This window comes from Amycolatopsis ultiminotia, from assembly GCF_039536925.1.
In the GTDB taxonomy this organism is placed as follows: Bacteria; Actinomycetota; Actinomycetes; order Mycobacteriales; family Pseudonocardiaceae; genus Amycolatopsis; species Amycolatopsis ultiminotia.
The window spans coordinates 443,132-466,357 of record NZ_BAAAZN010000004.1; the positions used below are offsets into that span (position 1 = coordinate 443,132).

Here is a 23,226-nt window from a genome sequence, read left to right on the forward strand (position 1 = left end):
GCCGGGTCGGGCGGTCGGTGCGGCGTCCTGGTGCTCGCCGCCGGGGGTGCCGGCCGCGCAGCTGAGCTGCGTCGGCTGTCGGGTCCGCCGAGCCCGGTCCCGACCCCGATCGCGATCCCGAACCAGCACCCGAACCCGACCCCGATCCCGAACCAGCACCCGAACCCGACCCCGAACCCGGCTGTCGAGGGTCGCAGCCGATCGCGAACCTGGGGCGTCGGAGGGGTGACCCCGAAGCCGGGTCGGCGGGGTCGCGGGTGTTACGGGGGTGTCCGGCACACTCTGTCACCTGTGTCACATTCACCCCATCAGTCACACTCGGGTCCGCCTCGTACCGGGCTCGCCGGGGCGGAGTCGTATGCGCATGTGGTGATAGCGAATACCGCCTCCCCGCATTTTCCGTGCTCACTCGGCCGATTAGCGCAATCCTCCGTGTGGCCGCGCGGCTTGCGATTCACGAATGCAACCGACCCCTATCCGGAAATGGTGCCGGGTGCTCAGCTTCGGGGTAAGGCACCCCAGTCACGCAGTGTCACGAACAGGTGGTCTGTCAGGTGGCCCGCGGCGTCCCATGCGACCAGTTCGGTCGAGTCGACCCAGCGGGCGTCGGCGGCGTCGTCGCCTGCGGTGAGCGTGCCGGACAGAATGGTGCATTCGTAGTCGTGGATGTCGTAGTGGCCACGGACGACGGTGCCGGTCAATGTGTGCGGAGTCACGTCAAGGCCGGTCTCTTCACGCAGCTCCCGGACCACCGCTTCGCTGTCCGTTTCACCCGGTTCCACCCGGCCGCCGGGGAGTGACCACAGGCCCTTGCCGGGGTCGTGTCCGCGCTGGATGAGCAACAGTCTGCCCAGGTCGTCGAACACAATGCCGCCGACGCAGCGTTCGCGGGGTGTCACGACCGTGACGGTACCCACCCCGCAAACCCGAAGGAACCTGTACACGGAGAGTAGCCGTACGGTACACTTCGAGCGCCTTGCTGACCCATGCGCGGGACATTGCTCCCGCGCGCGTGGTCCGGTGCGGTACAACGTAGAAAGTCAGTTTTCGGGTGCCACGTAAGAGACGGGATTGATCGCTGTGAACGCGAAGAAGCTTGCGGGTCTCGTGGGTATCGCGTTGGTGCTGTTCTTCGTGATCGCCCAGCCGGGCCAGGCCGCGGGACTCGTCGGCAACGTCGTCGACTTCCTCCGCAGTTCGGCCGAATCGGTGATCACGTTCGTCAGCAACGTGTTCAGCTGACGCCGGGGATACCCTGGACCCATGTTCGCGCCACGCGACCCCGACGAGTACCTCCTCGACACCGAACGGCGGGTCATCCGGATCCGCCGGCACTGGTCCGTGCTGTTGTGGGACACCTTCGAAGCGGCGGCACTGCTGGCCGTCTGTGTCCTCGTCTCGTATCTGCTCCCACCGTCGATGTGGGTCGTGCAGAACATCCTGTGGTACGTCGCGCTGGTGGTCGTGCTGCGGTTCGCCTACGTGGTCGTCGAGTGGTGGGTCGAGCGGCTGGTCGTCACCGACAAACGGTTCGTGATGACCACCGGTGTCTTCACCACCAAGGTGCTGATGATGCCGATCAGCAAGGTCACCGACCTGACTTACCAGCGTTCGGCCTGGGGCCGGATGCTCGGCTACGGCACGATGGTCGTCGAGTCCGCGGGGCAGATCCAGGCGCTCAACCGCATCGACTACCTGCCGCGGCCGGAGGAGTTCTACGACACGATCTCCGAGCTCGTGTTCGGCGACAAGCAGAAGCAGGCCGAGCGGTTCTCGATGATCAAGGCGCAGCGCGCGGCACGCGGCAAGAAGCTGGTCGGCTGACCCGTCTTCCCAGGTACCGGGGGCAGTGCGGGCAGGCGCATCGTCGAGAATGGGTCTGATGCGCATCGATCTGCACGCCCATTCCACGGCCTCCGACGGTACCGACAGCCCGGCCGAGCTCGTCGAGGCCGCGGCGCGCGCCGGTCTTGACGTCGTCGCGATCACCGACCACGACACGACCGCGGGCTGGCCGCTCGCGGCCGACGCGCTACCTGCCGGTCTCACCCTCGTCCCGGGCGCGGAGCTGTCCACGATGTCGGTCGACCCGGACACCGGCCGCCAGATCAGCGTGCACCTGCTGGCCTACCTGTTCGATCCGACCGCACCCGCGCTCGTGGCCGAGCAGACCCGGCTGCGCGCCGAACGGCGCACCCGGCTGCGCGCGATGGCCGACCGGATGGCCGCGGACGGCCTGCCGGTGGACGCCGACGAGATCATGGGCCTGCTGCCTGCCGATTCCCCGGCCGGGCGGCCGCACCTGGCGCAGGCGCTCGTGCGCGCCGGCCTCGTCGGCTCGGTCGACGAGGCGTTCGCGGACTACCTGAGCAGCCGTCGCGGGTACTACGTGGCGCGCCGCGACACCCCGGTCACCGACGCCATCGACATGATCACGGCGGCCGGCGGGGTCACCGTGATCGCGCATCCGTTCGCCTACAGCCGGGGCGCCACGATCAGCGAGGACGTCCTGCGCGACCTGGCGCGCCACGGGCTCACCGGCGTCGAGACCGACCATCCGAACCACGATCCGGCCACCAGGGTGCGCACCCGTGCGCTGGCAGCCGAGCTCGGTCTCGTCCGCACCGGTTCGAGCGACTACCACGGCACGAACAAGACGATCGCGCTCGGCCAGGAGACGACCGAACCGGACCAGTTCGAGGAGCTGCTCGGGCGGGCGAGCGGATTCCAGATCGTGAAGGGCTGAGATGGCGATCTCGGACCTGTTCGACGCGAAGCTCTTCATGAGCGCCACCATCACGTTGGTGGTCATCATGGACCCGCCCGGCACGGTGCCGGTGTTCCTGAGCCTCGTCGGACGCAAGCCGATGGCCGTGCGGGTGAAGGCGGCGCGGCAGGCGGTGCTGGTGTCGCTGCTGGTCATCACCCTGTTCGCGGTGGCGGGGCAGGCGATTCTCGCCTATCTCGGCATCGGCATCCCCGCGTTGCAGGGTGCGGGCGGGCTGCTCCTGCTGCTCATCGCACTGCAGCTGCTCACCGGTAAGGAAGGCGGCGAACCGGAGGCGACCGAGGACGTCAACGTCGCGTTGGTCCCGCTCGGTACGCCGCTGCTCGCCGGTCCCGGCGCGATCGCGGCGACCATCGTGTTCGTCCGCCAGGCCGACGGTCACCTCGGCGCCTACATCGCGCTCGGTCTCGCGATCGTGGCCGTGCACTTCGTGCTCTACACGTGCATGCGGTTCTCCGGCGTGGTGATCCGGCTGATCAAGGAAAGCGGCATCACGTTGCTGGCCAAGATCGCCGGTCTGCTGCTGGCCGCGATCGCCGTGGAACTCGTGGCGAACTCGGTCAAGGGCTTCATCTCCGGCGCCGGTTAGACCGGGCCCGATCCGCGCCGCCCCGCTCCGGAAAGTGTCGGTGGTGGTGCGTAGCGTGGAACGCGGACCGAACGGGGGTGGCGTGAAGGAACAGCTGGGATTCGACTTCGGGGTCGAACAGCCGCAGCGGCTCACCAAGGTGTCGCCTGCGCGGCTGAGCACGTTCGACGACTGTCCGCGCCGGTACCGGTTGACCTACGTCGACCGGCCGCCGCCGCAGCGCACCGGGCCGTGGGCGCACAGCACCCTCGGCGCGGTGGTGCACAACGCCTTGCGCGCGCTCTTCGATCTGCCGGTGGCCAAGCGCACGCCGCAACGGGCGATGGCGCTCGTCGGCGAGCACTGGAAGGACGCCGGATTCGCCGACGACGAACAGGCCGCGCGGTACCGGGCTCGGGCAAAGGGATGGGTCGCGGAGTACGTCGAGGACCAGGACGTGAGCGACGATCCGGTGGGTCTCGAGCGGTGGGTGTCCGCACCGGTCAGCACGTCCGGCGCCCTGCCCTCGATGATCATCGAGGGCAGGGCCGACCGGATCGACCAGCGTGCGGGTGAACTCGTGGTGGTGGACTACAAAACCGGACGGCGGGCGCCCGACGAGCACGAGGCGCGGGCGTCGCAGGCGCTGGCGATGTACGCGGTCGCGTCGGCCCGCACGTTGCGGATGCCGTGCACCAAAGTCGAGCTGCACCACCTGCCCAGCGGCACGGTCGCGGCGGCCGAGCACACCCCGGAAACCCTGCGGCGGCACCTGGAACGCGCCGAGCAGACCGCCACGGATCTGCGGCTCGCGACGGATACCCTGGAGGCAGGCGGCGACGGCGATGCGCTGTTCCCCGCCCGTCCCGAGCGCCGCTGCTCCTGGTGCGACTTCCGCCCGAGCTGCGCCGTGGGCAGGCAGGTCGGCCCGGCCACACAGCCTTGGGACCTGCTCGCGCCCTAGCCACCCGCGACGATTGGACCCGAACACCGTGGCGTCACCCGACACCGAGGCACTGGCAGCCGTCCCCGCCCCCGCCGACCCGCCGGCGGTGGAAACACAACCGGAACCGGCCGAGGCCCCGCAGACGGATGCAGCCGGCCGGACGGCTGACGCCGGTTCGGTTGGCGACGCTGGCTGGGCTGATGCGGCTGGCGGAATTGGTGCTGGTTCGGTTGGTGAGGTTGGCCGGGTCGGCGACACCGGCCGGGCCGACGCGGCTGGCCGAGTTGGTGCCGGTTCGGCAGATGAGGTTGGTCGGGTTGGTGCGGCTGGCCGGGTTGGTCGCGTTGGCGAGGCTCGCGTGGTCGATGGTGCCGGGCGGATTGGCGAGCCTGGTTCGGTTGGTGACGTTGACTGGGCCGATGCGGCTGGCCGGGTTGGTGCCGGTTCGGTTGGAGCGGCTGACCGGGTCGGTGAGATTGGTCCGGCTGGTGGTGAGGCTGGCTCGGCAGGCGTGGTTGGCCGGGGTGGTGAGGCTGAGCCTGGCCGGGGTGGTGCGGCTGGCTGGGATGGTGGTGCTGGTTCGGCCGGTGAGGCTGGCCGGGTCGGTGAGGCTGAGCCTGGCCGGGGTGGTGCGGCTGGCTGGGATGATGGTGCTGGTTCGGCCGGTGAGGCCGGCCGGGGTGGCGAGGGTGTTCTGGCGGGTGCGGCTGGCGGGGTCGGTTCGGCAGGTGGAGCTCGCCGGGTGGATGGAGCCGGGCGGCCCGGTTCGGTGGGGGTGGCTCGGTCTCAGCGGGTCGGGGCTGGTGGGGTTCGGAAACCGGGCGGGCGGTGGTGGCGGGGGTTTACCGGGTCGGTTGCTGCGGGGCTGGCTGTGCTGGCGGTCGGGGTGCTGGGTGTCGGGGTGGCCTGCGTCGTCACCGGTGTGCCGGGGCCCGGGGTTTCGATGCTGGTGGGGCATCCGGTCGCGGCTGTGGTGGCGTTGCTGCTGCAGCGGGTCGCGGATCGGCGGTACGGGCGGGTTGCCGGGCTTGCCGGGTGCGGTGTGCTGGTGGTCGCGATCGTTGCGCTGACTGTGTTCTGGTGGGCCTGAGGCCGAACGTGGCACCGGTCGCGGGGGAGAAGCCGCGGGGCTGAGCGTGCTCAGCGCAGTGCCGCGACCACCGGTCCGCGTTGTTCCAGCAGGACCGGGCCGAGCGCGGTGAGCCGGACCGGGCCGGAGTAACCGCCGCGGTCGACGCCGACCGTGCGGAGGGTGCTGCCGTCGGTTTCGTTGAGCACGGCCAGTCCACCGTGGATCGGGACCACCAGCTGTCCGGCGAAGGTGATGCCAGGGCCGACAGTGCCGTCGAGGGTCCACCGGGGTGCCAGGTCGTCGCGGGACAGCGCGACCGTCTTCGTCCCGGTGAACCAGTAGACGGCGTCCGAGGTGCGGGTGACCTGCTCGGTGCCGCCGGTTGGGTCACCGGCGAGATCGCTCGCCGGGAGGTCCAGTGGGTAGGCGGTTTTCTGCGCGCCGTCCGCGCCGAAGATGACGAGCAGTTTCTGTTCCGGCAGCAGTACCGCGGTCAGATCGCCGGACATCGCCACCACACGGGCGTGCGAGCCTGCCAGCACTGTGCTGAACAGGACCGGCGGCTCGTCCTCGTGTTCGCCGGTCGCCCGGTAGACGGTGAGCCGGTCGTGCGGATCGTCCGGGCACCGCTCGATTACGCCGATCTTCTCCGCGGCCGCGGCGACCGTTCCGTAGGTGCAGCCGGGGCGGGGCTGTTTGTTGGTGTACTGGGGAAACGGGACCTGGCCGTACTCCATGCTCTTCACGAGGTCGTCGCGCCAGGTGTCGAGCAGGTGTTTGCCGGTGGTGGTGACGTGTGTGCCGTCGCTGACCAGCCGGGTGCCGAGTTCGGCGTCGCCGTTGCGCTGCGCGGTGATCTGGCCGGTCGCCGGGTTGAGCTGGGTGACCTCGCTGCAGCCCTCGGATTTGTGGTAGACCGCGTTGACCCGGCCCCATGCAGTGTCCACAGTGCACAGTGGGAGGTTGTTTCGCGTGTAGTGCCAGCGAATCTGCCCGGTGAGCGGATCGCGTCCGGCCACTTCGCCGTTGTCCGCGGTGGTCACCGTGTCGTCCTGGCCGATCGGCACCGGGGTGGCCGAACTGGGTGCCTGCCACAGCTGTGTCATGGCGCCGGGCACCGCATCCGGCGGCTCCGGCAGCGCGGCCGGCGTGTCCGCCAGTGCGCGACTGGTGTGCAGGTTGTCGCTCTTGACCGCCACGAGCACCGACAAGGCCACCACGAGAACCCCGATGACGGCCACGACCGCCCAGTCCCGCCGCCGATTCCACGGCGACCGCCGAGCTGTCCGCGGCGGTCCAGCGGCCCGGGAGGACGGGGGGAGGTCTTCGGACCCGTAGGCAGCCGACGCGACGACCCGGGATCCGGCCGGGGTGCCGGAGTCCGCCGACCCCACCGCGTCACCGGCAGCCGACGATTCCACTGCAGCGGGCAGATCGTTCGGGCTCGATGACCCGGTGTCGTCTGGCCCAGCGGACCGCGCCGGGCCACCGACTGGTGTCGCGGTCCCGGTGCCGTCCGACTCAGCAGCCGAACCACGCAGCCCAGTCAGGCTTGCCGCATCTTGCGGAACCCGCGGCCCGGTCGGAACCTGCGGTGCCACGGGGCCGCCGGTCTGGTCTGTGGGGTCCTGCGGTTTGGCCGGGACCTGTGGTGCCGCGGGGTTGCCGACCTGGTCTGCAGCGGCCTGCGGCTCGGTCGGAACCTGCGGTGCAGCCGGGTCCTCGGTCGGAACCTGCGGTGCAGCCGGGTCTTCGGTCTGACTTACGGGCTCCTGCGGTCCAGTCGGGACCCGTGGCCCAGCAGGAACGCGCGGCTCAGCCGAATCCTGCCGCTCAGCCGGACCCTGCGGGACCGGTGGCTCGCCCGGATCTTGCCGCTCAGCCGGACCCTGCGGGACCGGTGGCTCGCCCGGACCCGGTGGTTCGCCGGAAAGCTGTGGCTCGCCCGGGGAGCCGGGTTGGACGGGCCTGCCCGGCTCGCCAGGGGTGTCCGGTGCAGGCGGTAGGTCCGGGTTGTGCGGGGTGTCCGCTGCGGTCGATCCGGGCTCGGCCGGTGCCTGGTGGTCGGCGCCGTCCCCGTGGTCGTTCACCGTGCCTGACTCCCCGCGTGCGTTGCTCAGTCTGCCGACGCAGGTGTATCAGATGTCGCCGACGGGCGGCGGCGACGGCGGCGGCGCGCGGGGCGTTCGGCGGCGGTTTCGCCGGCCTCGCTCGACGTGGCCGAACCTGCCGAACCCGCCGAACCTGCCGGGCCGGTCGAGTCCGAGCCGGACCGGGTGCGGCGGCGGCTGCGGGACGGGCGGTCCTCGCCGGTGGGCTCGGAGTTCGGCTCGGTCGACGTCGCCTCGGTGGTGGTCGCGCCGGTGCGGGCGCCCCTGGTGCGCTTGCGCGGGGTGCGGTTGCGCTTGCGCGGCGCGTCGTCCGTGGTCTCGGCCGCGGCCCCACGGCGGGGACGGCGCTTGCCGCCGAGGTCTTCTTCCACCTCGGCGGACAGGCCGGCACGGGTCCGCTTCGACAGCGGCAGCCTGCCCTTCGTGCCCTCCGGGATGCCCAGGTCGCTGTACAGGTGCGGCGAGGACGAGTACGTCTCCACCGGCTCCGGCATGTCCAGGCCGAGGGTGTCGGAGATCAGCTTCCAGCGCGGTTCCTCGTCCCAGTCGACGAGGGTGATCGCGACGCCGGTGCGCCCGGCCCGGCCGGTCCGGCCGATCCGGTGCACGTAGGTCTTCTCGTCCTCCGGGCACTGGTAGTTGATCACGTGCGTGACGTCGTCGATGTCGATGCCGCGGGCCGCCACGTCGGTGGCCACCAGCACGTCGACCTTGCCGGAACGGAACGCCCGCAGCGCCTGCTCGCGCGCGCCCTGTCCGAGGTCACCGTGCACGGCCGCGGCCGCGAAACCGCGCTCCACCATGTCGTCCGCGATCTTCTGCGCGGTGCGCTTGGTGCGGCTGAAGATCATCGTGAGCCCGCGGCCGTCGGCCTGCAGCGCCCGCGCGATCAGCTCCGGCTTGTCCATCGAGTGCGCCCGGTAGACGAACTGGGTGGTGCGCTCGTGGATCGCGCTCGCGTCGTTCTCCTCGGCGCGGATGTGCGTCGGCTGGTTCAGGAACGTGCGGGCCAGGGTGATGATCGGGCCCGGCATCGTGGCGGAGAACAGCATGGTCTGCCGCTCGTCCGGCACCATCCGCAGGATCCGCTCGATGTCGGGAAGGAAGCCGAGGTCGAGCATCTCGTCCGCCTCGTCGAGCACCAGCCCGCGGACCTTGCCGAGCACGAGGTGCTGCTGTTCGGCCAGGTCGAGCAGCCGGCCGGGGGTGCCGATCACGACGTCGACGCCCTTGCGCAGCGCCTCGATCTGCGGCTCGTAGGGCCGCCCGCCGTAGATCGCCAGCGTCCGGATGCCGAGGTGCTTGCCCGCGCCCTTGAGGTCGTTCGCCACCTGGATGCACAGCTCGCGGGTCGGCACGACGACGAGCACCTGCGGGGTGCCGTCGCCGGGCACCTGCACCCGGTGCAGCAGCGGGACGCCGAAGCCGAGCGTCTTGCCCATGCCGGTGCGGGCCTGTCCGATGAGGTCGTCGCCCGCCATGGCCAGTGGCAGGGTGAGCGCCTGGATGGCGAAGGTGCGCTCGATGCCTGCCTCGGCCAGCGCCCGCACGATCTCCGGCTTGATGCCGAAATCGGCGAACGCGGGTGCCTCGGGGGTCACCGGCGCGCCTGCCTGCAGCGGATGCGACGTGTCGAGGGCCGCCGGGCCCTTCTCACTGTGCTCCAGCTCGACGGCGGGGGTGGTCAGTTCGGTTGTGGACTGTTCTGCGGTCAGGGTGATCGCCTCTCTCGTGACCAGCGCGCACTGCCGGTTGTCACTCGACACTCGACCGGGGGCCTGGTCCGCACCGGCGCACCCTGGCCTTCGCGAAGACCGTGGCCTCGGCAATGGAGGCCGGTGGCGGCGGAACCGCCCGCCCAGGAATGCCGCTGAGAGGCGTGCACGCACACTTGTGACGAACCCCGGGCGCTCTCGTGGCGCCGGTCGTCCGCCGGGTTCCCCGCCGCACCGATCGATTTCCGATCCGGAGCGGGGAAGCTCTGGTTATCCGTCCGCAGTGTAGCTGTTCAGGAGTTTTTCCACAGTACTGGGCGGGCGGAGGTGGCGTGGGATCGGTCTCTCCCCGGCGTCGGCCAGGGATTCGGCGATACCCTCGTCGCCGTGACCGAGCTCCCCGCGCACCCCGAGATCAGCGAAGGCATCGTCGACCTGCTCGGCGTGATCGCCTACCTCGAACTGTCCGCCTTCGACCGGATGGCCGAGGACGCCCGCAGCGCGCCGACGCTGTCCGGCCGTGCCGCGCTGGCCTCGATGGCCGCGGCCGAAATCGGGCACTACGACCTGCTGTCGGCGCACCTGTCCGCGCACGGGGTGGCGGTGGAGGAGGCGATGCACCCGTTCGTCGCGCAGGTGGACGCGTGGCACGCCTCCACCCCGCCGAAGTCCTGGCTGGAGTCGCTGGTCAAGGCCTACGTCGGCGACGGGCTGGCGGCCGACCTGTACCGCGAGATCGCCAGCTGGCTGGACCCGGAGACGAAGGAACTGGTGCTCACCGTGCTCGCGGACACCGGGCATTCCGCGTTCGCCGAACGCGAAGTCGCGGCCGGTATCAAGGCCGCTCCCAAGACCAGGGACAAGCTCGCGCTGTGGGGCAGGCGGCTGCTCGGCGAGGCACTCACCCAGGCCCAGTACGTGGTGGCCGAGCGCGACGGACTGGCCGAGCTGATCGTCAACGGCACCGGTGACCTGTCGGGAATCGGCGCGCTGTTTCGCCGGTTGCAACAAGGGCACACCAAGCGGATGCAGGCGCTCGGGCTCGGCTGACGCGCGTGTCACCGGGTCAACCCCTGGTCGCGCGCCACCGCGCGGCAGTGCTTCGGCTAGCCTTGCCAGGCGTAATCACAACGAATTTCCAGCGGAGGTCCCACGTGGAGGTCAAGATCGGCATCAAGGACACACCACGCGAGCTGGTGGTGTCCAGTGGCCAGACTCCCGAAGAGGTGGAGAAGCTGGTCGCCGAAGCGTGGGCGGCCGGGGACAAGCTCTTCCGCCTCGACGACGACAAGGGCCGCAAGTACCTCGTCCCGGTCGACCGGATCGCTTACGTCGAGATCGCGCCGTCCGACGTGCGCAAGGTCGGGTTCGGCGTCGGCGACTGAGCCACGCCCGAGAAAGGCCGCCCCACGACGAGTGGGGCGGCCTTTTTGCGTCCGGGGTTCAGGCGGTGGCCGCCTCGACCTCTTCCAGCGTCTTCGGCACGGTGAACGGCGGGGTCGAGGTGCCGGTGATCCGGTACCGGCCCCACGGATCCGGATCGGACACCTCGCCTGCGGCGCTCTGCGCACCCACCTTGACCTCGCAGGCCTTCTTGCGTCCGCCCACCAGTTCGGCGAGTGCGGCGTCCACGGCGATCCGGCCGTACCAGTGGTAGTAGCCGTCGATCGGCTGGAAATGCCCGCGCAGCTCGAGTTCCACCGGCAGTGCCACGTCGTCGACCACCAGGGTCGCGGGACCGGCGTAGCCGTCCTCGTCGTGCTCGCTCATCGCGGTCCTCTCGTCAGCCGGCATCGCTGTCGGCGTCGGTGCGTTCCTCGGTGCGTCCGAGCTGGACGACCCGGTTCTCCTCCAGCGGCAGGTTCGGATCGATCACCACGCCCTGCTGGCGGGTGAGCCCGTCGATGGCCGCCCAGATGATCTGCGTGAGGTACTCGACCACCGAATCCCGGCCCATCGACCGGCGGTCCAGCCACCATTCACCGGTGCTCTGGACCATGCCGACGATGCCGTGCGCCCACGGTTCGGCGGCGCCGGAGTCCATGTTGAACATCCGCATGTAGTCGCCGAGCAGTGCGGTCAGCGCGGTGGCGATGACCTCCTTGTCCTCGGCGACGACGTCGGATTCGGCCACTTTCTCCGGCACGCCGCCGCGGGCGAGCAGGCGGTAGAGGTTCGGGTGCTCCTCGATCACGGTGAAGAACGCGTCGAGTGCCATCCGGATCCGCGGCACCGGGGCGAGTTCCGCGTTGATCGCCGGGATCAGCCGCTGGAACAGGATCTCGGTGCCCCGCTGGCCGAGTGCGACGTACAGATCGGCCTTGTCGTCGAAGTGCCGGTACAGCACGGGTTTCGTGACGCCTGCCTCCGCCGCGACGTCCTCCATGCCGAGGTCGGGGCCGTGTTCGTCGAGTGCCCGCAGGGCGGCTTCGACGAACTCCGCGCGGCGCGCGATCCGGTGCTTGCGCCATCGGTCGCGGCGGGCGTCCCCGGTCGCGGCCTCGGTGCTCTTCGCGGACACGGACTGCTTGCCGGGCTGCTTGCTGGAGCGCTTGACACGGTCGATCACCCGGGTCATGCTACCAGAGGTAACTGTTACCAGGGGTTACAGGTTGACCGGCATCCGGGATTCGACGATGAGTCAGGCGCTGGAAGGAGCTGCACGATGACGCGGGCACTCGACGGAACCGATCGGGAACGCACGGCGCAGCGGCTGCTGAAGTCCGCGGCGAACAAGTTCTACGACCCGGATGTGGACATCGACTGGGACGCCCCGCTGGTCGAGGGCAAAAACTACATCCTGCCCGAGCGTTCGTCGCTGTACGGCACGCCGCTGTGGGACCGGCTCACCCCCGAGCAGCGCATCGAACTGGGCAAGCACGAGGTGGCCAGCGTCGCGACCACCGGGCTGTGGTTCGAGATCCTCCTGATGCAGATGCTGCTCAAGGAGGTCTACGAGGAGGACCCGACCTCGGCGCACGCACAGTTCGCGCTCACCGAGATCGCCGACGAATGCCGGCACTCCACCATGTTCGCCCGGATGTCCGCGCGGATCGGCTGCCCCGCCTACGGTCCGGTGCCGGTGCTGCGGCAGTTCGCGAAGCTGATGCCGGCGATCTCCTACGGCCCGGCCCGCTACGGCGCGATCCTGGTCGCCGAGGAGGTGCTCGACCGGCTGCAGCGCGAGCAGATGATCGACGAGCGGGTCCAGCCGCTGGTCCGCATGGTCAACCGGATCCACGTGCTGGAGGAGGCGCGGCACGTCACCTTCGCCCGTGAGGAGGTCACCCGCGGGATGGCGAAGCTGCGCAAGCCGGAGATCGCCTACCAGCAGTTCATCATTGCGCTGATCTCGTACTTCGTGACGCGGGCGTTCATCAACCCGAACGTCTACAAGGCGGTCGGCATCCGCCCGCGGGAAGGGGTGGAGGCCGCGTTGAACAATCCGAACTGGCGCGCCACGATCGCGTGGGCGGGCGAGAAGATCATGCCCTTCCTGCAGGAGTCCGGCCTGGTCGGACTGCCGGGGAAGTACTTCTGGCGCAAGTCTTTCCTGCTTCCGGAGGCGGCGTGAGCACCGTTGCGCACCTGCGGAATCCGGCAACGGCGCACCGCTTCGTGACCGGTGACGGCTGTGCACTGCACTTCGAACTGAGCGGCCCGGCCGACGCCGAGGTCACGTTGGTACTCGTGCACGGCTGGACGCAGGACCTGCGCACCTGGGACGGCGTCGTCTCGCGGCTCGGCCCCGGGGTCCGGGTGCTGCGCTACGACCTGCGCGGGCACGGCGGTTCCGCACCCGCCCTCGGCGGCACGGCGACCATCCCGCAGCTCGCCGACGACCTCGCCGAGCTGATCGCGGACCGGGTTCCGGCCGGACCGCTCGTGCTGGCCGGACATTCGATGGGCGGGATGACCGTGATGGCCCTCGCCGAACGGCATCCGGAGCTGGTGGCCACGCGCGTGGCCGGGGTCGCGTTCGTCGCGACGTCGTCCGGGCAGATGGACCGGATCACGCTGGGGCTGCCGGGGATGGCCGGTCAGTTCTCCGCGCGGTTCGAGCGGCGGTTGGCGAAGGCACTGGCACACCGCAAGGGCGACCGGTTGCCGCTCAGCCCGGCGATGGTCCGCTCCGGTGCCCGGTTCCTGGTGTTCGGTGACCGGCCCCGGCAGGCCGACCTGCGGGTCGTGGCCGATCAGCTGCTGTGCGCGCATCCGGCGAGCCTCGGCGCGTTCCAGGACGCGATTTCCACCCACGACCGGCGGGTGGCGCTCGCGATGCTGCGCGGTACCCCGGCAGTGGTGCTGGCCGGGGAGAAGGACCGGCTCTGCCCGTTGCCGCATGCCAAGGTGATAGCCGACGAACTGCCGGATGCCGAGTTCGTCCGCTATCCGGGCGCGGGGCACATGCTGCCGCAGGAACGTGCGGCGGAGGTGGCTCTGCGGATCGGTGCGCTGCTTCGCACGGCGGTCGCGCGCTGAGGGTCACCTCGTCCGCAGCCGGTCCAGTGCCGCGACGGTGCTCGGCACGTCCTCCCAGATCGGCGTGTGTCCCGTTTCCACCACGGTCAGTTCGCAGTTCGGCAGCCGCTCGGCGAGGTACTGCGCGTCGGCGACGGAGCGGGCGCGGTCGTGCCTGCCGTGCAGCACGACGGCCGGGCAGGTGACCGAATCCAGCTTCGGCGTGAGGTCCAGATCCCGTTGACTGGTGAGCACTTCCAGTGCGGCGGCCGGGGATACCCGTGCCGCGTAGGCGAGTAGCCGGGTGCGCAGGTCCGGCGGTACCGGCGTGGCGAACGACCGGTCGAGCACGGCGGCGTGCAGTGCCGGTCCCCAGTCCGCGGCGATGGTGGCGAGGATCCGGTCGACGTCCCCGTGCCCACGCATGTGCGCGCCGGTGTTGGCCAACAGCAGAGCGGAAACCAGATCGGGCCGGACGGCCGCGACCCGGGCGGCGATGCAGCCGCCGGTGGAATGCCCGATCAGCGTGACCGGTTCGCCGCGGTCCTCGATCCGGCGGGCGACCGACTCCGCGACGTCCTCGATCCGCCACGGCCCCGGTGCGGTCATCCAGTCCACTGCGTCGAGATCCGCCGGCAGCGCGGCGGCGAGCGGGGCGAAGATCTCCGGTGCACACAGCGTGCCCGGAACGGCAACGACCGGCCCTGCGGCGCCGGGTCCGGCGGTGGCCGGCACGGTGGCTCAGCCGTCCTTGAGCGGGAATCCACCGCCGATGCCGCGCCAGGCGAGGTTCGCGGTCAGCGCGACCGCTTCCTCCCGGCTCATCGACTGGTTGTGCTGCAGCCAGTAACGGGCGCTCACCTGGCTCATGCCGACCAGGCCGACCGCGAGCAGCCGGGCCTTGCCCTCGTCGAGCCCGGCGTCGGAGGTGATGGTCTCGGTGATCGCCTCGACGCTCGCCGAAGTGGCGCGGTCGACTGCCTCCTGCACGGACGGCTCGCCGCGAAGATCGGATTCGAACACCATGCGGAAGGCACCCACGTCGTTCTTCACGAAGTCGAAGAACGCGCCCACTGTCGCCGGCACCCGCTGCCGGTTGTCGGTGGTGGAGTCCAGCGCGCCCTGCACCCGGCCGACCAGGTCGTCGACGTGGCTTTCCAGCAGCGCGATGTAGAGGTCCAGCTTACCGGGGAAGTGCTGGTAGAGCACCGGCTTGCTGACCCCGGCCTCCTCGGCGATCTCGTCCATCGCCGCCGCGTGGTAGCCGTTGTCGGCGAAGACCCGCTGCGCGGCCGCGAGCAGCTGGGCGCGGCGTTCGGTACGGGGCAGCCGTACGCCTCGCCCTTGCAGTCGCGCCATCTCCGTCATGTTTCCTCCCGTCCGCGGCGTTCACCCGGGCGGGTCGCCACCGCGTGCAGCCGATCCGACATTACCCGCCGGTACGCCCGAAATGCCAAGGGTCAGGCATTCTGGATCCGTGACGACCACGACCTCCCGCACCGCGGCCGCGGCGGTCCGCCCGCCGGTGACCCGGGTGCCATTGTCGACCACGCCCCTGCCGCCGCTCGACCCGGCGCTGCCACCCTGGCCCGGTGCGGTCGAGGAAGCCGGCGGCGCAGCACTGCACGTGCGGCGCACTCCCGGTCCGGACGGCACCACCGCGGTGTACGTGCACGGGCTCGGCGGATCGTCCACCAACTGGACCGATCTCGCCGCGCTGCTGTCCCCGGCCGCCGCCGGCCGGGCGCTGGACCTGCCCGGGTTCGGGTTTTCCGAGCCGGACCCCGGCTTCCGGTTCGGCCTCGACGACCACGCCGAGGTGGTCGCCCGTTACGTCGCGGGGCTCGGCACCGGGCCGGTGCACCTGCTCGGCAACTCGATGGGCGGGGCGGTCGCGCTGCTCGTCGCCGCGAGCAGGCCGGAGCTGGTCAAGACGCTCACGCTGATCTCGCCTGCCATGCCGGACCGGCGGCCGGACCCGCGCCGGCTGTCCGATCCGCTGATGGCACTGGCGTACCTGCCGGTGGTCGGTGCCGGGGTCCGCCGCCGGATGGCCGCGCTGACCGCGCGTGAGCGCGCCGCCCAGGTGATCAAGCTGTGCTTCCACGACCCGACGAGGTTTCCCGACGCCAAGCTGGACGAGCTGACCGCCGAGCACAGCGCGCGGGCCGGGTTCGCCTGGGCAGCGCACGCGATGGAGCGCAGCACGTTCGGCATCTTCCGCCGGTGGAGCGCGTTCGGCGGGGAGTCACTGTGGTCGGTCGCGACCAGGGTGCGGGTGCCCTCGCTGGTCGTATGGGGCATTCACGATCGGGTGATCTCGGTCCGCCGTGCGCCGCGGACCGCCCGGTTGCTCCCGCGTGCCCGGTTGCTCGTCCTGCCCCGGACGGGGCACGTGGCACAGATGGAACGGCCGAATGTGGTGGCCAAGGCGGTACTGGGCCTGTGGGAGGGTGCGGACCAGGGCAGTTGGTAACCCGGCCGGGTGAGTGCCGAGCCGGACGGCCCGCCAGTCGCCGACGGGATCCCGGTGCGGGTGTGGGACCCTGGATCGGTGGACCGGCTGGAGCAGGACGCACGAGCGCACGACCGGCGGGCTTCGGCCGCCGGGTCGGCCCGGCGGTCCACCTCTTCCGCGCGGGACTCGTCGCTCACCGACACCGGCTCCCCGCGGGTCGGCCAGTTCCGCCCGTCGAAACGTCCCGCGCAGCGGGTCGGCGAGGACCGCTACCGCCCCGGCTCACGGCGCACCAGCGCGGAACCGCTGAAGGCGTCGTGGCAGCCGCACGAGGGCGAGCAGCGGCCCCCGCGGCGCAAGCCCCCGACGTCCGGGAAAGCCAGGCTCGGCCGGTTCGTGAAGACCTACGGCTGGCGCGTGTACGCGCTGCCGATCCTGATGGTGATCACCGTGCTGGTCGTGGTGAACACGGCAGGCAGCCCACCCGAACCCGGGTCCGCGTCCGGTGCGGGGGAGGCCGCGGTCGGTGATTCCGCGGTCGGCGGCATCGACAGCGGCGGGGGTGTTCCGGAGAACCCGGCGCAGCCCGCGAACGTCAACGTGCCCACCGCGGACCTGCCCACCGGCGGTCCGTTCACCCAGGCGGGCAAGGGCACCTGGCACGTGGTGCCGGGGTCCGGTCCGGTCATCGGCAAGAGCGGGAAGCTGTTCACCTACACCGTCGAGGTCGAGGACGGGGTGGATCCGGCCAGCTACGCCGGGGACGACGGCTTCGCCTCCGCGGTACAGGGCATCCTCTCGGATCCGCGGAGCTGGACCTGGAACGGCGAACTCCGGCTGCAGCGGGTCGACTCGAGTTACCCGGACCCGAGTTTCCGGGTGAGCCTCACCTCGCCGAACACCACGCACCGGGCCGACGCGTGCGGGTTCCAGATCAAGTTCGAGGCCTCCTGCTACCGCAGCAGCATGGACCGGGTGCTGATCAACCTGGCCCGCTGGGTGCGTGGTGCGAAGGCCTACGGCGCGGACATGACCGGCTACCGGCAGTACGCGATCAACCACGAGGTCGGCCACGCGCTGGGCAACCACCACGTCGGCTGCCCCGGCAACGGCAAACCGGCGCCGGTGATGATGCAGCAGTCGTTCGGCGTGGCCGACGATTACGTGGCGATGCTCAACGACATCCCCGGCGGGGACAAGGGCAAGGTGGCCGCCGACCACCGGGTGTGCGAGCCGAACGCCTGGCCGGATCCCACGCCGCCCGCGCAGTAACCGAACAAAGCAACCCTCGTCCCACCATCCGGACGTCGGGAAGCACACCTTGCCAGCGTGCGTTGTGGGTACTGGGATTGACTACGCGATCCGCGCGAGTATGGAGGACCCGATGTCAGACACGGCACTGCCGCCGCTCGTGGAGCCGGCTGCCGAGCTCACCAAGGAAGAGGTGTCCCGGTACAGCAGGCACCTGATCATCCCGGATGTCGGGGTGGCGGGGCAGAAGCGGTTGAAGAACGCGAAGGTCCTGGTGATCGGGGCCGGCGGGCTGGGCAGTCCGGCCCTGCTGTACCTCGCCGCGGCCGGTGTGGGCACGCTGGGGATCATCGACTTCGACGTGGTCGACGAGTCGAATCTGCAGCGCCAGGTGATCCACGGGCAGTCCGACGTGGGCAAGCTCAAAGCCGCCTCGGCGCAGGAGTCGATCGCGGAGATCAACCCGTTCGTCAAGGTGCACCTGCACACCGAACGGCTCGAGTCGGCGAACGCACTGGACATCTTCGGCCAGTACGACCTCATCCTGGACGGTACCGACAACTTCGCCACGCGGTACCTGGTCAACGATGCCGCGGTGCTGCTGGGCAAGCCGTACGTGTGGGGTTCGATCTTCCGGTTCGAGGGCCAGGTCAGCGTCTTCTGGGAGGACGCGCCGAACGGCAGGGGCCTGAACTACCGCGACCTCTACCCGGAGCCGCCGCCTCCCGGCATGGTTCCCTCCTGCGCGGAGGGTGGCGTGCTCGGTGTGCTGTGCGCGTCCATCGGCTCGATCATGGTGACCGAGGCGATCAAGCTCATCACCGGCATCGGCGACCCGCTGCTCGGCAGGCTGATCAGCTACGACGCACTGGAGATGCGCTACCGCGAGGTCAAGATCCGCAAGGACCCGGAGACGCCGAAGATCACCGAGCTGATCGACTACGAGGCGTTCTGCGGGGTGGTCTCGGACGAGGCCACCGAGGCCGCGTCGGGCAGTACCCTCACCCCGGCGGAGCTCAAGGCCAAGTTCGACCGGGGCGACGACTTCGCGCTGATCGACGTCCGCGAGCCGCACGAGTACGAGATCGTGAACATCAAGGGCGCCACGCTGATCCCGAAGGACCGGATCCTGTCCGGCGAGGCACTGGCCGAGCTGCCGCAGGACAAGCCGATCGTGCTGCACTGCAAGTCGGGTGCGCGGTCGGCGGAGGCGCTGGCGGCATTGCACGCGGCCGGTTTCAAGGACGCCACGCACCTCGGTGGCGGCGTGCTGGCCTGGGCCCGGCAGATCGATCCGAGCCTGCCCACGTACTGAGCAGATCGGCCGGGGAAGGGCCCTTCGGCGGCGTTTCGTCCGCCGAGCGGCCCTTCTCCTGTGTCGGTGGCCGAAAAACCGCCGATGACCAGCGCGTCTTCGTGATGGTGGTGCGCCGGGCCGGTACCGTCTTGCCTCGTGCGGTCCACTCTTGAACGGCCTTCCGACCGGGTCCGCGCCGCTTTCGGCGGCGCACCGGACCCGGTTTCGCCGGTGCCGGATTCCGCGGTATGGCGGTGCGGCGACCTGGTGTTCAAACCGGTCACCGACCGGTCTCGTGCGCTGTGGACGGCGCGGGCGCTGGACTACGCCGAAGACCCGGGCCTGCGGATCGCCAAACCGGTGCGGTCACTGGACGGCCGGTGGATCGTCGGCGACTGGTCGGCGTGGCGGTACGTGGCGGGCAGCACCGAGCACCGCTGCGAGGAGGCGGTGCTGGCTGCGGTCCGGCTGCACCGGGCGACCGCCGATCTGCCGCGACCGGATTTCCTTGCCGCCAGGGACGACGTGGACGCGGTGGCCGACCGCATCGCGTGGGAGGAACTGGACCGGCCGCTGCCGGAAGAGAAGGGCGGCCGCTGGTTCGAAATCCTCGCGCCCGCGCGGCGGCCGGTGAAACTCCCGGATCAGGTGGCGCACGGCGAACTGCTGGCCGGGCTGCTCTTCGACGGCGACGCGGCCCCCGGCGTCGTCGATTTCGTCCCGTACTACCGGCCGGGCGAATGGGGTGCGGCGGTTGCCGCGGTGGACGCGCTCGCCTGGGGCGGCGCCACCGGTGCGCTGCTGGAACGGTGGGCGCATCTGCCGGAATGGCCGCAGCTGCTGTTGCGCGCGGTGTTGTTCCGGTTGGCGGGCAACGCACTCAGTCCGCGCTTCACCGGCGCCGCGCTGGACGGCCTGCGCGGCGCGGCCCGTGAGGTCAGCGCGGTCCTCTGAGCGCTCACCCCCGGGTCGCGCGCGCAGCGCGTCCGATGTCAACTCGCGGAAACATTCGGCGTCTTTCCAGGTAACACGCTCTCCTTACGGTCGGGCCATCGCCGACCCCGAGGAGCGCACGTGCCGCACGTCGACACGCACTGCCCGTACTGCGCTCTGCAGTGCGGGATGCGCCTTGACGGGACCAGCGTCGGACCGCGCGAGTTCCCGGTCAACGCCGGTGGGCTGTGCCAGAAGGGCTGGACGTCCGGCGCACTGCTGCGTGCCGGGGACCGGCTGAGCACGCCGTTGGTCCGCCGCGGCGGGCAACTGCGTCCGGCGAGCTGGGACGAGGCACTGGACCTGGTCGCCGATCGGCTGGCCGGGCTGCGCCGGGACCACGGCGCCGATGCGGTTGCGGTGTTCGGCGGAGGCGGCCTCACCAACGAGAAGGCCTACCAGCTCGGGAAATTCGCCCGTGTCGCGCTGGGCACCTCGAACATCGACTACAACGGGCGGTTCTGCATGTCGTCCGCGGCCGCCGCGGGCCTGCGCGCGTTCGGCGTCGACCGCGGGATGCCGTTCCCGGTCACCGATCTGGCCGGCGCGGACGTCGTGCTGCTGGCCGGGGCGAACCCGGCCGAGACGATGCCGCCGTTCATGCAGCACCTGCGTGGTGCGGACCTGATCGTGGTCGATCCGCGCCGCACGCCGACCGCGGAGCAGGCGAGCCTGCACCTGGCTCCGGCACCGGGTACGGATCTCGCGCTGGCGTTGGGCATCCTGCACGCCGTGGTTGCCGAGGGGCAGCTGGAAAAGTCCTTTGTAGACCTTCGAACCGGCGGGTTCGACGAGGCGTGGCGGATTGCCGCGACGTGGTGGCCGGAGCGGGTCGAACGGGTGACCGGCGTCGCCGCCGCGGATCAGCGTCGTGCCGCGGAGCTGTTGGCGCAGGCCGGAAATGCCTACGTGCTCACCGCCCGCGGCACCGAACAACACACCACCGGCACGGCGACCGTCGGTGCGTGGATCAACCTCGCCCTCGCGCTGGGGTTGCCCGGCCGGGCCGGCTCCGGCTACGGGTGCCTCACCGGGCAGGGCAACGGCCAGGGCGGTCGTGAGCACGGGCAGAAGGCCGATCAGCTGCCCGGGTACCGCAGGATCGACGATCCGGCGGCGCGCGAGCACGTGGCCCGGGTGTGGGGAGTGCCCCCGGAAAGCCTGCCGGGGCCGGGACGTTCGGCCACCGAACTGCTCGACGCGCTGGGGCAGGACGAGGGCCCGAAGGCATTGCTGGTGTTCGGCAGCAATGTCGTGGTCTCCGCGCCCCGTTCGCAGCGGGTCCAAGATCGACTGTCCACACTGGATCTCCTGGTGGTGGCCGACTTCGTGCTTTCGGAGACTGCCGCGCTCGCCGATGTGGTGTTCCCGGTGACGCAGTGGGCCGAGGAGGACGGCACGCTCACCAACCTCGAAGGCCGGATCCTGCTGCGCCGCAAGGCACTCGATCCACCGCCGGGGGTGCGCACCGACTTGGCGCTGCTGTGCGGTCTGGCGACCCGGCTCGGACAGCCTGCCGAGCGGTTCCCGACGGTCGCCGAGACGGTGTTCGACGAGTTGCGCGCCGCGTCGAAGGGCGGGGCGGCGGACTACTCCGGGGTCAGCTACGCGCGTTTGCGCTCCGGAGAGGCGTTGCACTGGCCGGTGCCTGCCGAGGACCATGCCGGCACCCCCCGGATGTTCCTCGACCGCTTCGCCCACCCGGACGGCCGGGCCCGTTTCGTCGCGGTCGACCACGGTGGACCGGCAGAACCACCCGACGCAGAATTTCCCTTGCAGGCCACCACCGGACGAGTGCTTCAGCATTACCAGTCGGGTGCGCAGACCCGCCGGATCGCGGAGCTGACCGCGGTGGTCCCGGAGGCTTTCGTGGAGGTCCACCCGGACACTGCCGCCCGATCCGGGCTCGCCGACGGAGAACGCGCGGTGGTGCGTTCGCGGCGCGGGGAGACCTTCGCGAAGGTGCGCTGCGTTGCTTCGATGCGGCCGGATCTGGTGTTCCTGCCGTTCCACTTCCCCGGTTCTGCGCGGGCGAACCTGCTGACGAACCCGGCGCTCGACCCGGTGAGCCGGATGCCGGAGTTCAAGGTGTGCGCGGTTTCCCTGTCGAAGGCGGACGCATGAACGCCCGGCACGTGGTGGTCGTCGGTTACGGCATGGCCGGCGCCCGGCTCGCCGACGAGATCCGCCGTCGTGATCCGGAAGCCGAGCGCGTGCGGCTGACCGTGCTCGGCGCCGAACCGCATCCGGCGTACAACCGGGTGCTGCTGTCCGCTGTGGTCGCCGGTGGTCTGCACGCGGACACTGTGCGGCTGCACGACGAGGGATGGGCGGAACGCTCGAACGTCGATCTGCGGCTCGATTCGCCGGTGACCGGTCTCGACCCCGCACGACGGCAGGTGGCGACCGCGACGGGTTCCTTCAGCTACGACGCGCTGGTGCTCGCCACCGGCGCGGCTGCGTGGCTTCCGCCGGTGGAGGGGCTGGAACCGGGCCCGGAGGTCGTTGCGTTCCGGACGCTGGACGACTGCACCCGCATCCTGGCCGCGGCTCGTCCCGGCGCGCCGGTCGCGGTCCTCGGCGGCGGGCTGCTGGGGCTGGAGGCGGCGCGCGGTCTCGCCGGACGTGGCGCGAACGTCACCGTGGTCCACCCGAGGGGGCACCTGCTGGAGCGGCAGATCGACGCCGCCGCCGGACGGGTGCTCGCGCGTAGGCTCGCCGACCTCGGCGTGAGCTTCCGGTTCGAGGTGACTGCGGCGCGGCACCTGCCCGGCGACGGGCTCAAACTGGACGATGGCACTTTCGTGCCCGCGGACCTCGTGGTGGTCGCCGCCGGGGTGCGGCCGGAGACCGGGCTGGCCGAGGCCGCCGGGCTGACCGTGCACCGCGGGATCGTCGTGGACGACCTGCTGCGCTCCAGCGATGGGCGCATTCACGCGCTGGGGGACTGTGCGCGGCACGCGGGTGCTCCGGCCGGGCTTGTGCAGCCTGCGTGGGAACAGGCCGCGGTTCTCGCCGATCTGCTCACCGGCACCGATCCGGCCGCGAGGTACCACGGCACCGCTGCGGTCACCCGGCTCAAGGCGCGCGACATCGATCTCGCCGCGCTAGGCGAGGCACACGCGAGCGCCGAAGACGCCGAAGTGCTCACGCTCGACGACCCGTCCGGCGGGCGCTACGGCAAGCTCGTCATCCGGGACAACCGGGTGACCGGTGCGATCCTGCTCGGCCTGCCCGACGCGGCCGCGACCGTGACCCAGCTCCACGACCGCGGCACTCCGGTGCCCGAGGACCGGCTTGCCGTCCTGCTCGGGCGCTCGATGCCGGCAGGCGCGCCGACCGCGACGAGTCCGGCCGAACTGCCCTCGTCAGCCCTGATCTGCCGCTGCAATGCGGTGACGAAGGGGCGTCTGGTCGAAGCCTGGCGCGGCGGCGCGACGGACGCCGCGGCACTCGCCCGTACCACCCGTGCCACCACCGGTTGCGGCAGTTGCCGCGACACGGTGGGCGCGGTCGCCGATTGGCTGGCTGCGCAGTGAGCCCCTGCAGTCCACAAAGGCCACAAA

Annotated in this window: 23 protein-coding genes; 16 read left to right on the plus strand and 7 right to left on the minus strand. The window is 70.8% G+C overall.

Going from position 1 to position 23,226, the window contains the following annotated elements; all coding sequences use genetic code 11:
- Nucleotides 1–497: 497 nt before the first annotated feature.
- Nucleotides 498–899 carry an NUDIX hydrolase gene (locus ABD793_RS12520; protein ID WP_344858961.1) on the minus strand — a complete coding sequence of 134 codons (402 nt, stop codon included), beginning with the start codon at nucleotides 897–899 and terminating at the stop codon, nucleotides 498–500.
- 181 nt (nucleotides 900–1,080) lie between these two features.
- Here ABD793_RS12520 and ABD793_RS12525 point away from each other — a divergent pair, with 181 nt between their 5' ends.
- The 6 genes from ABD793_RS12525 to ABD793_RS12550 all read left to right on the plus strand — a co-directional run bounded on the left by ABD793_RS12525 (nucleotide 1,081) and on the right by ABD793_RS12550 (nucleotide 5,392).
- Complete coding sequence (locus ABD793_RS12525; RefSeq protein WP_344858964.1) at nucleotides 1,081–1,242, plus strand: hypothetical protein; 162 nt, start codon at nucleotides 1,081–1,083, stop codon at nucleotides 1,240–1,242.
- A gap of 21 nt (nucleotides 1,243–1,263) precedes the next feature.
- The gene (locus tag ABD793_RS12530) at nucleotides 1,264–1,824 is read left to right on the plus strand and encodes a PH domain-containing protein (protein WP_344858966.1); all 561 of its coding nucleotides are present in this window, start codon (nucleotides 1,264–1,266) and stop codon (nucleotides 1,822–1,824) included.
- Nucleotides 1,825–1,882: 58 nt separating this feature from the next.
- A complete protein-coding gene (locus ABD793_RS12535; RefSeq protein ID WP_425548688.1) occupies nucleotides 1,883–2,746 on the plus strand; it encodes a PHP domain-containing protein in 864 nt (287 codons plus the stop codon).
- 1 nt (nucleotide 2,747) lies between these two features.
- Nucleotides 2,748–3,377 carry a MarC family protein gene (locus ABD793_RS12540; RefSeq protein WP_344858970.1) on the plus strand — a complete coding sequence of 210 codons (630 nt, stop codon included), beginning with the start codon at nucleotides 2,748–2,750 and terminating at the stop codon, nucleotides 3,375–3,377.
- An 82-nt stretch (nucleotides 3,378–3,459) separates the two neighbouring features.
- A complete protein-coding gene (locus tag ABD793_RS12545) occupies nucleotides 3,460–4,320 on the plus strand; it encodes a RecB family exonuclease (RefSeq protein WP_344858972.1) in 861 nt (286 codons plus the stop codon).
- Nucleotides 4,321–5,173: 853 nt separating this feature from the next.
- A complete protein-coding gene (locus ABD793_RS12550; protein WP_344858974.1) occupies nucleotides 5,174–5,392 on the plus strand; it encodes a hypothetical protein in 219 nt (72 codons plus the stop codon).
- A gap of 50 nt (nucleotides 5,393–5,442) precedes the next feature.
- On the opposite strand, the gene ABD793_RS12555 is transcribed toward ABD793_RS12550, so the two are convergent.
- On the minus strand, nucleotides 5,443–6,768 hold the full coding sequence (locus ABD793_RS12555) for an Rv3212 family protein (RefSeq protein WP_425548689.1): 1,326 nt from the start codon (nucleotides 6,766–6,768) through the stop codon (nucleotides 5,443–5,445).
- Between the two features lie 722 nt (nucleotides 6,769–7,490).
- On the minus strand, nucleotides 7,491–9,086 hold the full coding sequence (locus tag ABD793_RS12560; RefSeq protein WP_344859236.1) for a DEAD/DEAH box helicase: 1,596 nt from the start codon (nucleotides 9,084–9,086) through the stop codon (nucleotides 7,491–7,493).
- A 501-nt stretch (nucleotides 9,087–9,587) separates the two neighbouring features.
- On the opposite strand from ABD793_RS12560, the gene ABD793_RS12565 reads away from it, so the two are divergent.
- Both ABD793_RS12565 and ABD793_RS12570 read left to right on the plus strand, forming a co-directional pair.
- Nucleotides 9,588–10,250 carry a ferritin-like fold-containing protein gene (locus ABD793_RS12565; RefSeq protein WP_344858978.1) on the plus strand — a complete coding sequence of 221 codons (663 nt, stop codon included), beginning with the start codon at nucleotides 9,588–9,590 and terminating at the stop codon, nucleotides 10,248–10,250.
- 104 nt (nucleotides 10,251–10,354) lie between these two features.
- A complete protein-coding gene (locus tag ABD793_RS12570; RefSeq protein WP_344858980.1) occupies nucleotides 10,355–10,585 on the plus strand; it encodes a DUF3107 domain-containing protein in 231 nt (76 codons plus the stop codon).
- Nucleotides 10,586–10,643: 58 nt separating this feature from the next.
- On the opposite strand, the gene ABD793_RS12575 is transcribed toward ABD793_RS12570, so the two are convergent.
- Both ABD793_RS12575 and ABD793_RS12580 read right to left on the minus strand, forming a co-directional pair.
- Complete coding sequence (locus tag ABD793_RS12575) at nucleotides 10,644–10,970, minus strand: DUF4873 domain-containing protein (protein WP_344858982.1); 327 nt, start codon at nucleotides 10,968–10,970, stop codon at nucleotides 10,644–10,646.
- 13 nt (nucleotides 10,971–10,983) lie between these two features.
- Nucleotides 10,984–11,778, minus strand: coding sequence for a TetR/AcrR family transcriptional regulator (locus ABD793_RS12580; protein WP_344858984.1), 795 nt, complete (start codon nucleotides 11,776–11,778; stop codon nucleotides 10,984–10,986).
- An 87-nt stretch (nucleotides 11,779–11,865) separates the two neighbouring features.
- Between ABD793_RS12580 and ABD793_RS12585 the strand changes: the two genes are divergently transcribed.
- Entirely contained in the window at nucleotides 11,866–12,774 is a 909-nt protein-coding gene (locus ABD793_RS12585) for an AurF N-oxygenase family protein (RefSeq protein ID WP_344858986.1), read from the plus strand.
- On the plus strand, nucleotides 12,771–13,682 hold the full coding sequence (locus tag ABD793_RS12590) for an alpha/beta fold hydrolase (protein ID WP_344858988.1): 912 nt from the start codon (nucleotides 12,771–12,773) through the stop codon (nucleotides 13,680–13,682). The genes ABD793_RS12585 and ABD793_RS12590 overlap by 4 nt, the downstream gene beginning before the upstream one ends.
- 3 nt (nucleotides 13,683–13,685) lie before the next feature.
- Here the strand turns inward: ABD793_RS12590 and ABD793_RS12595 are convergent, their stop codons facing one another.
- Complete coding sequence (locus tag ABD793_RS12595; RefSeq protein WP_344858990.1) at nucleotides 13,686–14,396, minus strand: alpha/beta fold hydrolase; 711 nt, start codon at nucleotides 14,394–14,396, stop codon at nucleotides 13,686–13,688.
- Nucleotides 14,397–14,402: 6 nt separating this feature from the next.
- On the minus strand, nucleotides 14,403–15,029 hold the full coding sequence (locus ABD793_RS12600; RefSeq protein ID WP_344858992.1) for a TetR/AcrR family transcriptional regulator: 627 nt from the start codon (nucleotides 15,027–15,029) through the stop codon (nucleotides 14,403–14,405).
- 109 nt (nucleotides 15,030–15,138) lie between these two features.
- Here ABD793_RS12600 and ABD793_RS12605 point away from each other — a divergent pair, with 109 nt between their 5' ends.
- The 6 genes from ABD793_RS12605 to ABD793_RS12630 all read left to right on the plus strand — a co-directional run bounded on the left by ABD793_RS12605 (nucleotide 15,139) and on the right by ABD793_RS12630 (nucleotide 23,199).
- Nucleotides 15,139–16,137: an alpha/beta fold hydrolase gene (locus ABD793_RS12605; protein WP_344858994.1), complete on the plus strand. Its 999-nt coding sequence runs from the start codon at nucleotides 15,139–15,141 to the stop codon at nucleotides 16,135–16,137.
- A 78-nt stretch (nucleotides 16,138–16,215) separates the two neighbouring features.
- Nucleotides 16,216–17,391 (plus strand): DUF3152 domain-containing protein, encoded by a 1,176-nt coding sequence (locus ABD793_RS12610; RefSeq protein ID WP_344859239.1) that lies wholly within the window; start codon nucleotides 16,216–16,218, stop codon nucleotides 17,389–17,391.
- A 112-nt stretch (nucleotides 17,392–17,503) separates the two neighbouring features.
- Nucleotides 17,504–18,685, plus strand: coding sequence for an adenylyltransferase/sulfurtransferase MoeZ (gene moeZ, locus ABD793_RS12615; protein WP_344858996.1), 1,182 nt, complete (start codon nucleotides 17,504–17,506; stop codon nucleotides 18,683–18,685).
- A gap of 138 nt (nucleotides 18,686–18,823) precedes the next feature.
- Nucleotides 18,824–19,621 (plus strand): TIGR02569 family protein, encoded by a 798-nt coding sequence (locus ABD793_RS12620; RefSeq protein WP_344858998.1) that lies wholly within the window; start codon nucleotides 18,824–18,826, stop codon nucleotides 19,619–19,621.
- 120 nt (nucleotides 19,622–19,741) lie between these two features.
- On the plus strand, nucleotides 19,742–21,784 hold the full coding sequence (locus tag ABD793_RS12625) for a molybdopterin oxidoreductase family protein (RefSeq protein WP_344859000.1): 2,043 nt from the start codon (nucleotides 19,742–19,744) through the stop codon (nucleotides 21,782–21,784).
- Entirely contained in the window at nucleotides 21,781–23,199 is a 1,419-nt protein-coding gene (locus ABD793_RS12630) for an FAD-dependent oxidoreductase (protein ID WP_344859002.1), read from the plus strand. The genes ABD793_RS12625 and ABD793_RS12630 overlap by 4 nt, the downstream gene beginning before the upstream one ends.
- The last annotated feature ends 27 nt before the right edge of the window (nucleotides 23,200–23,226 follow it).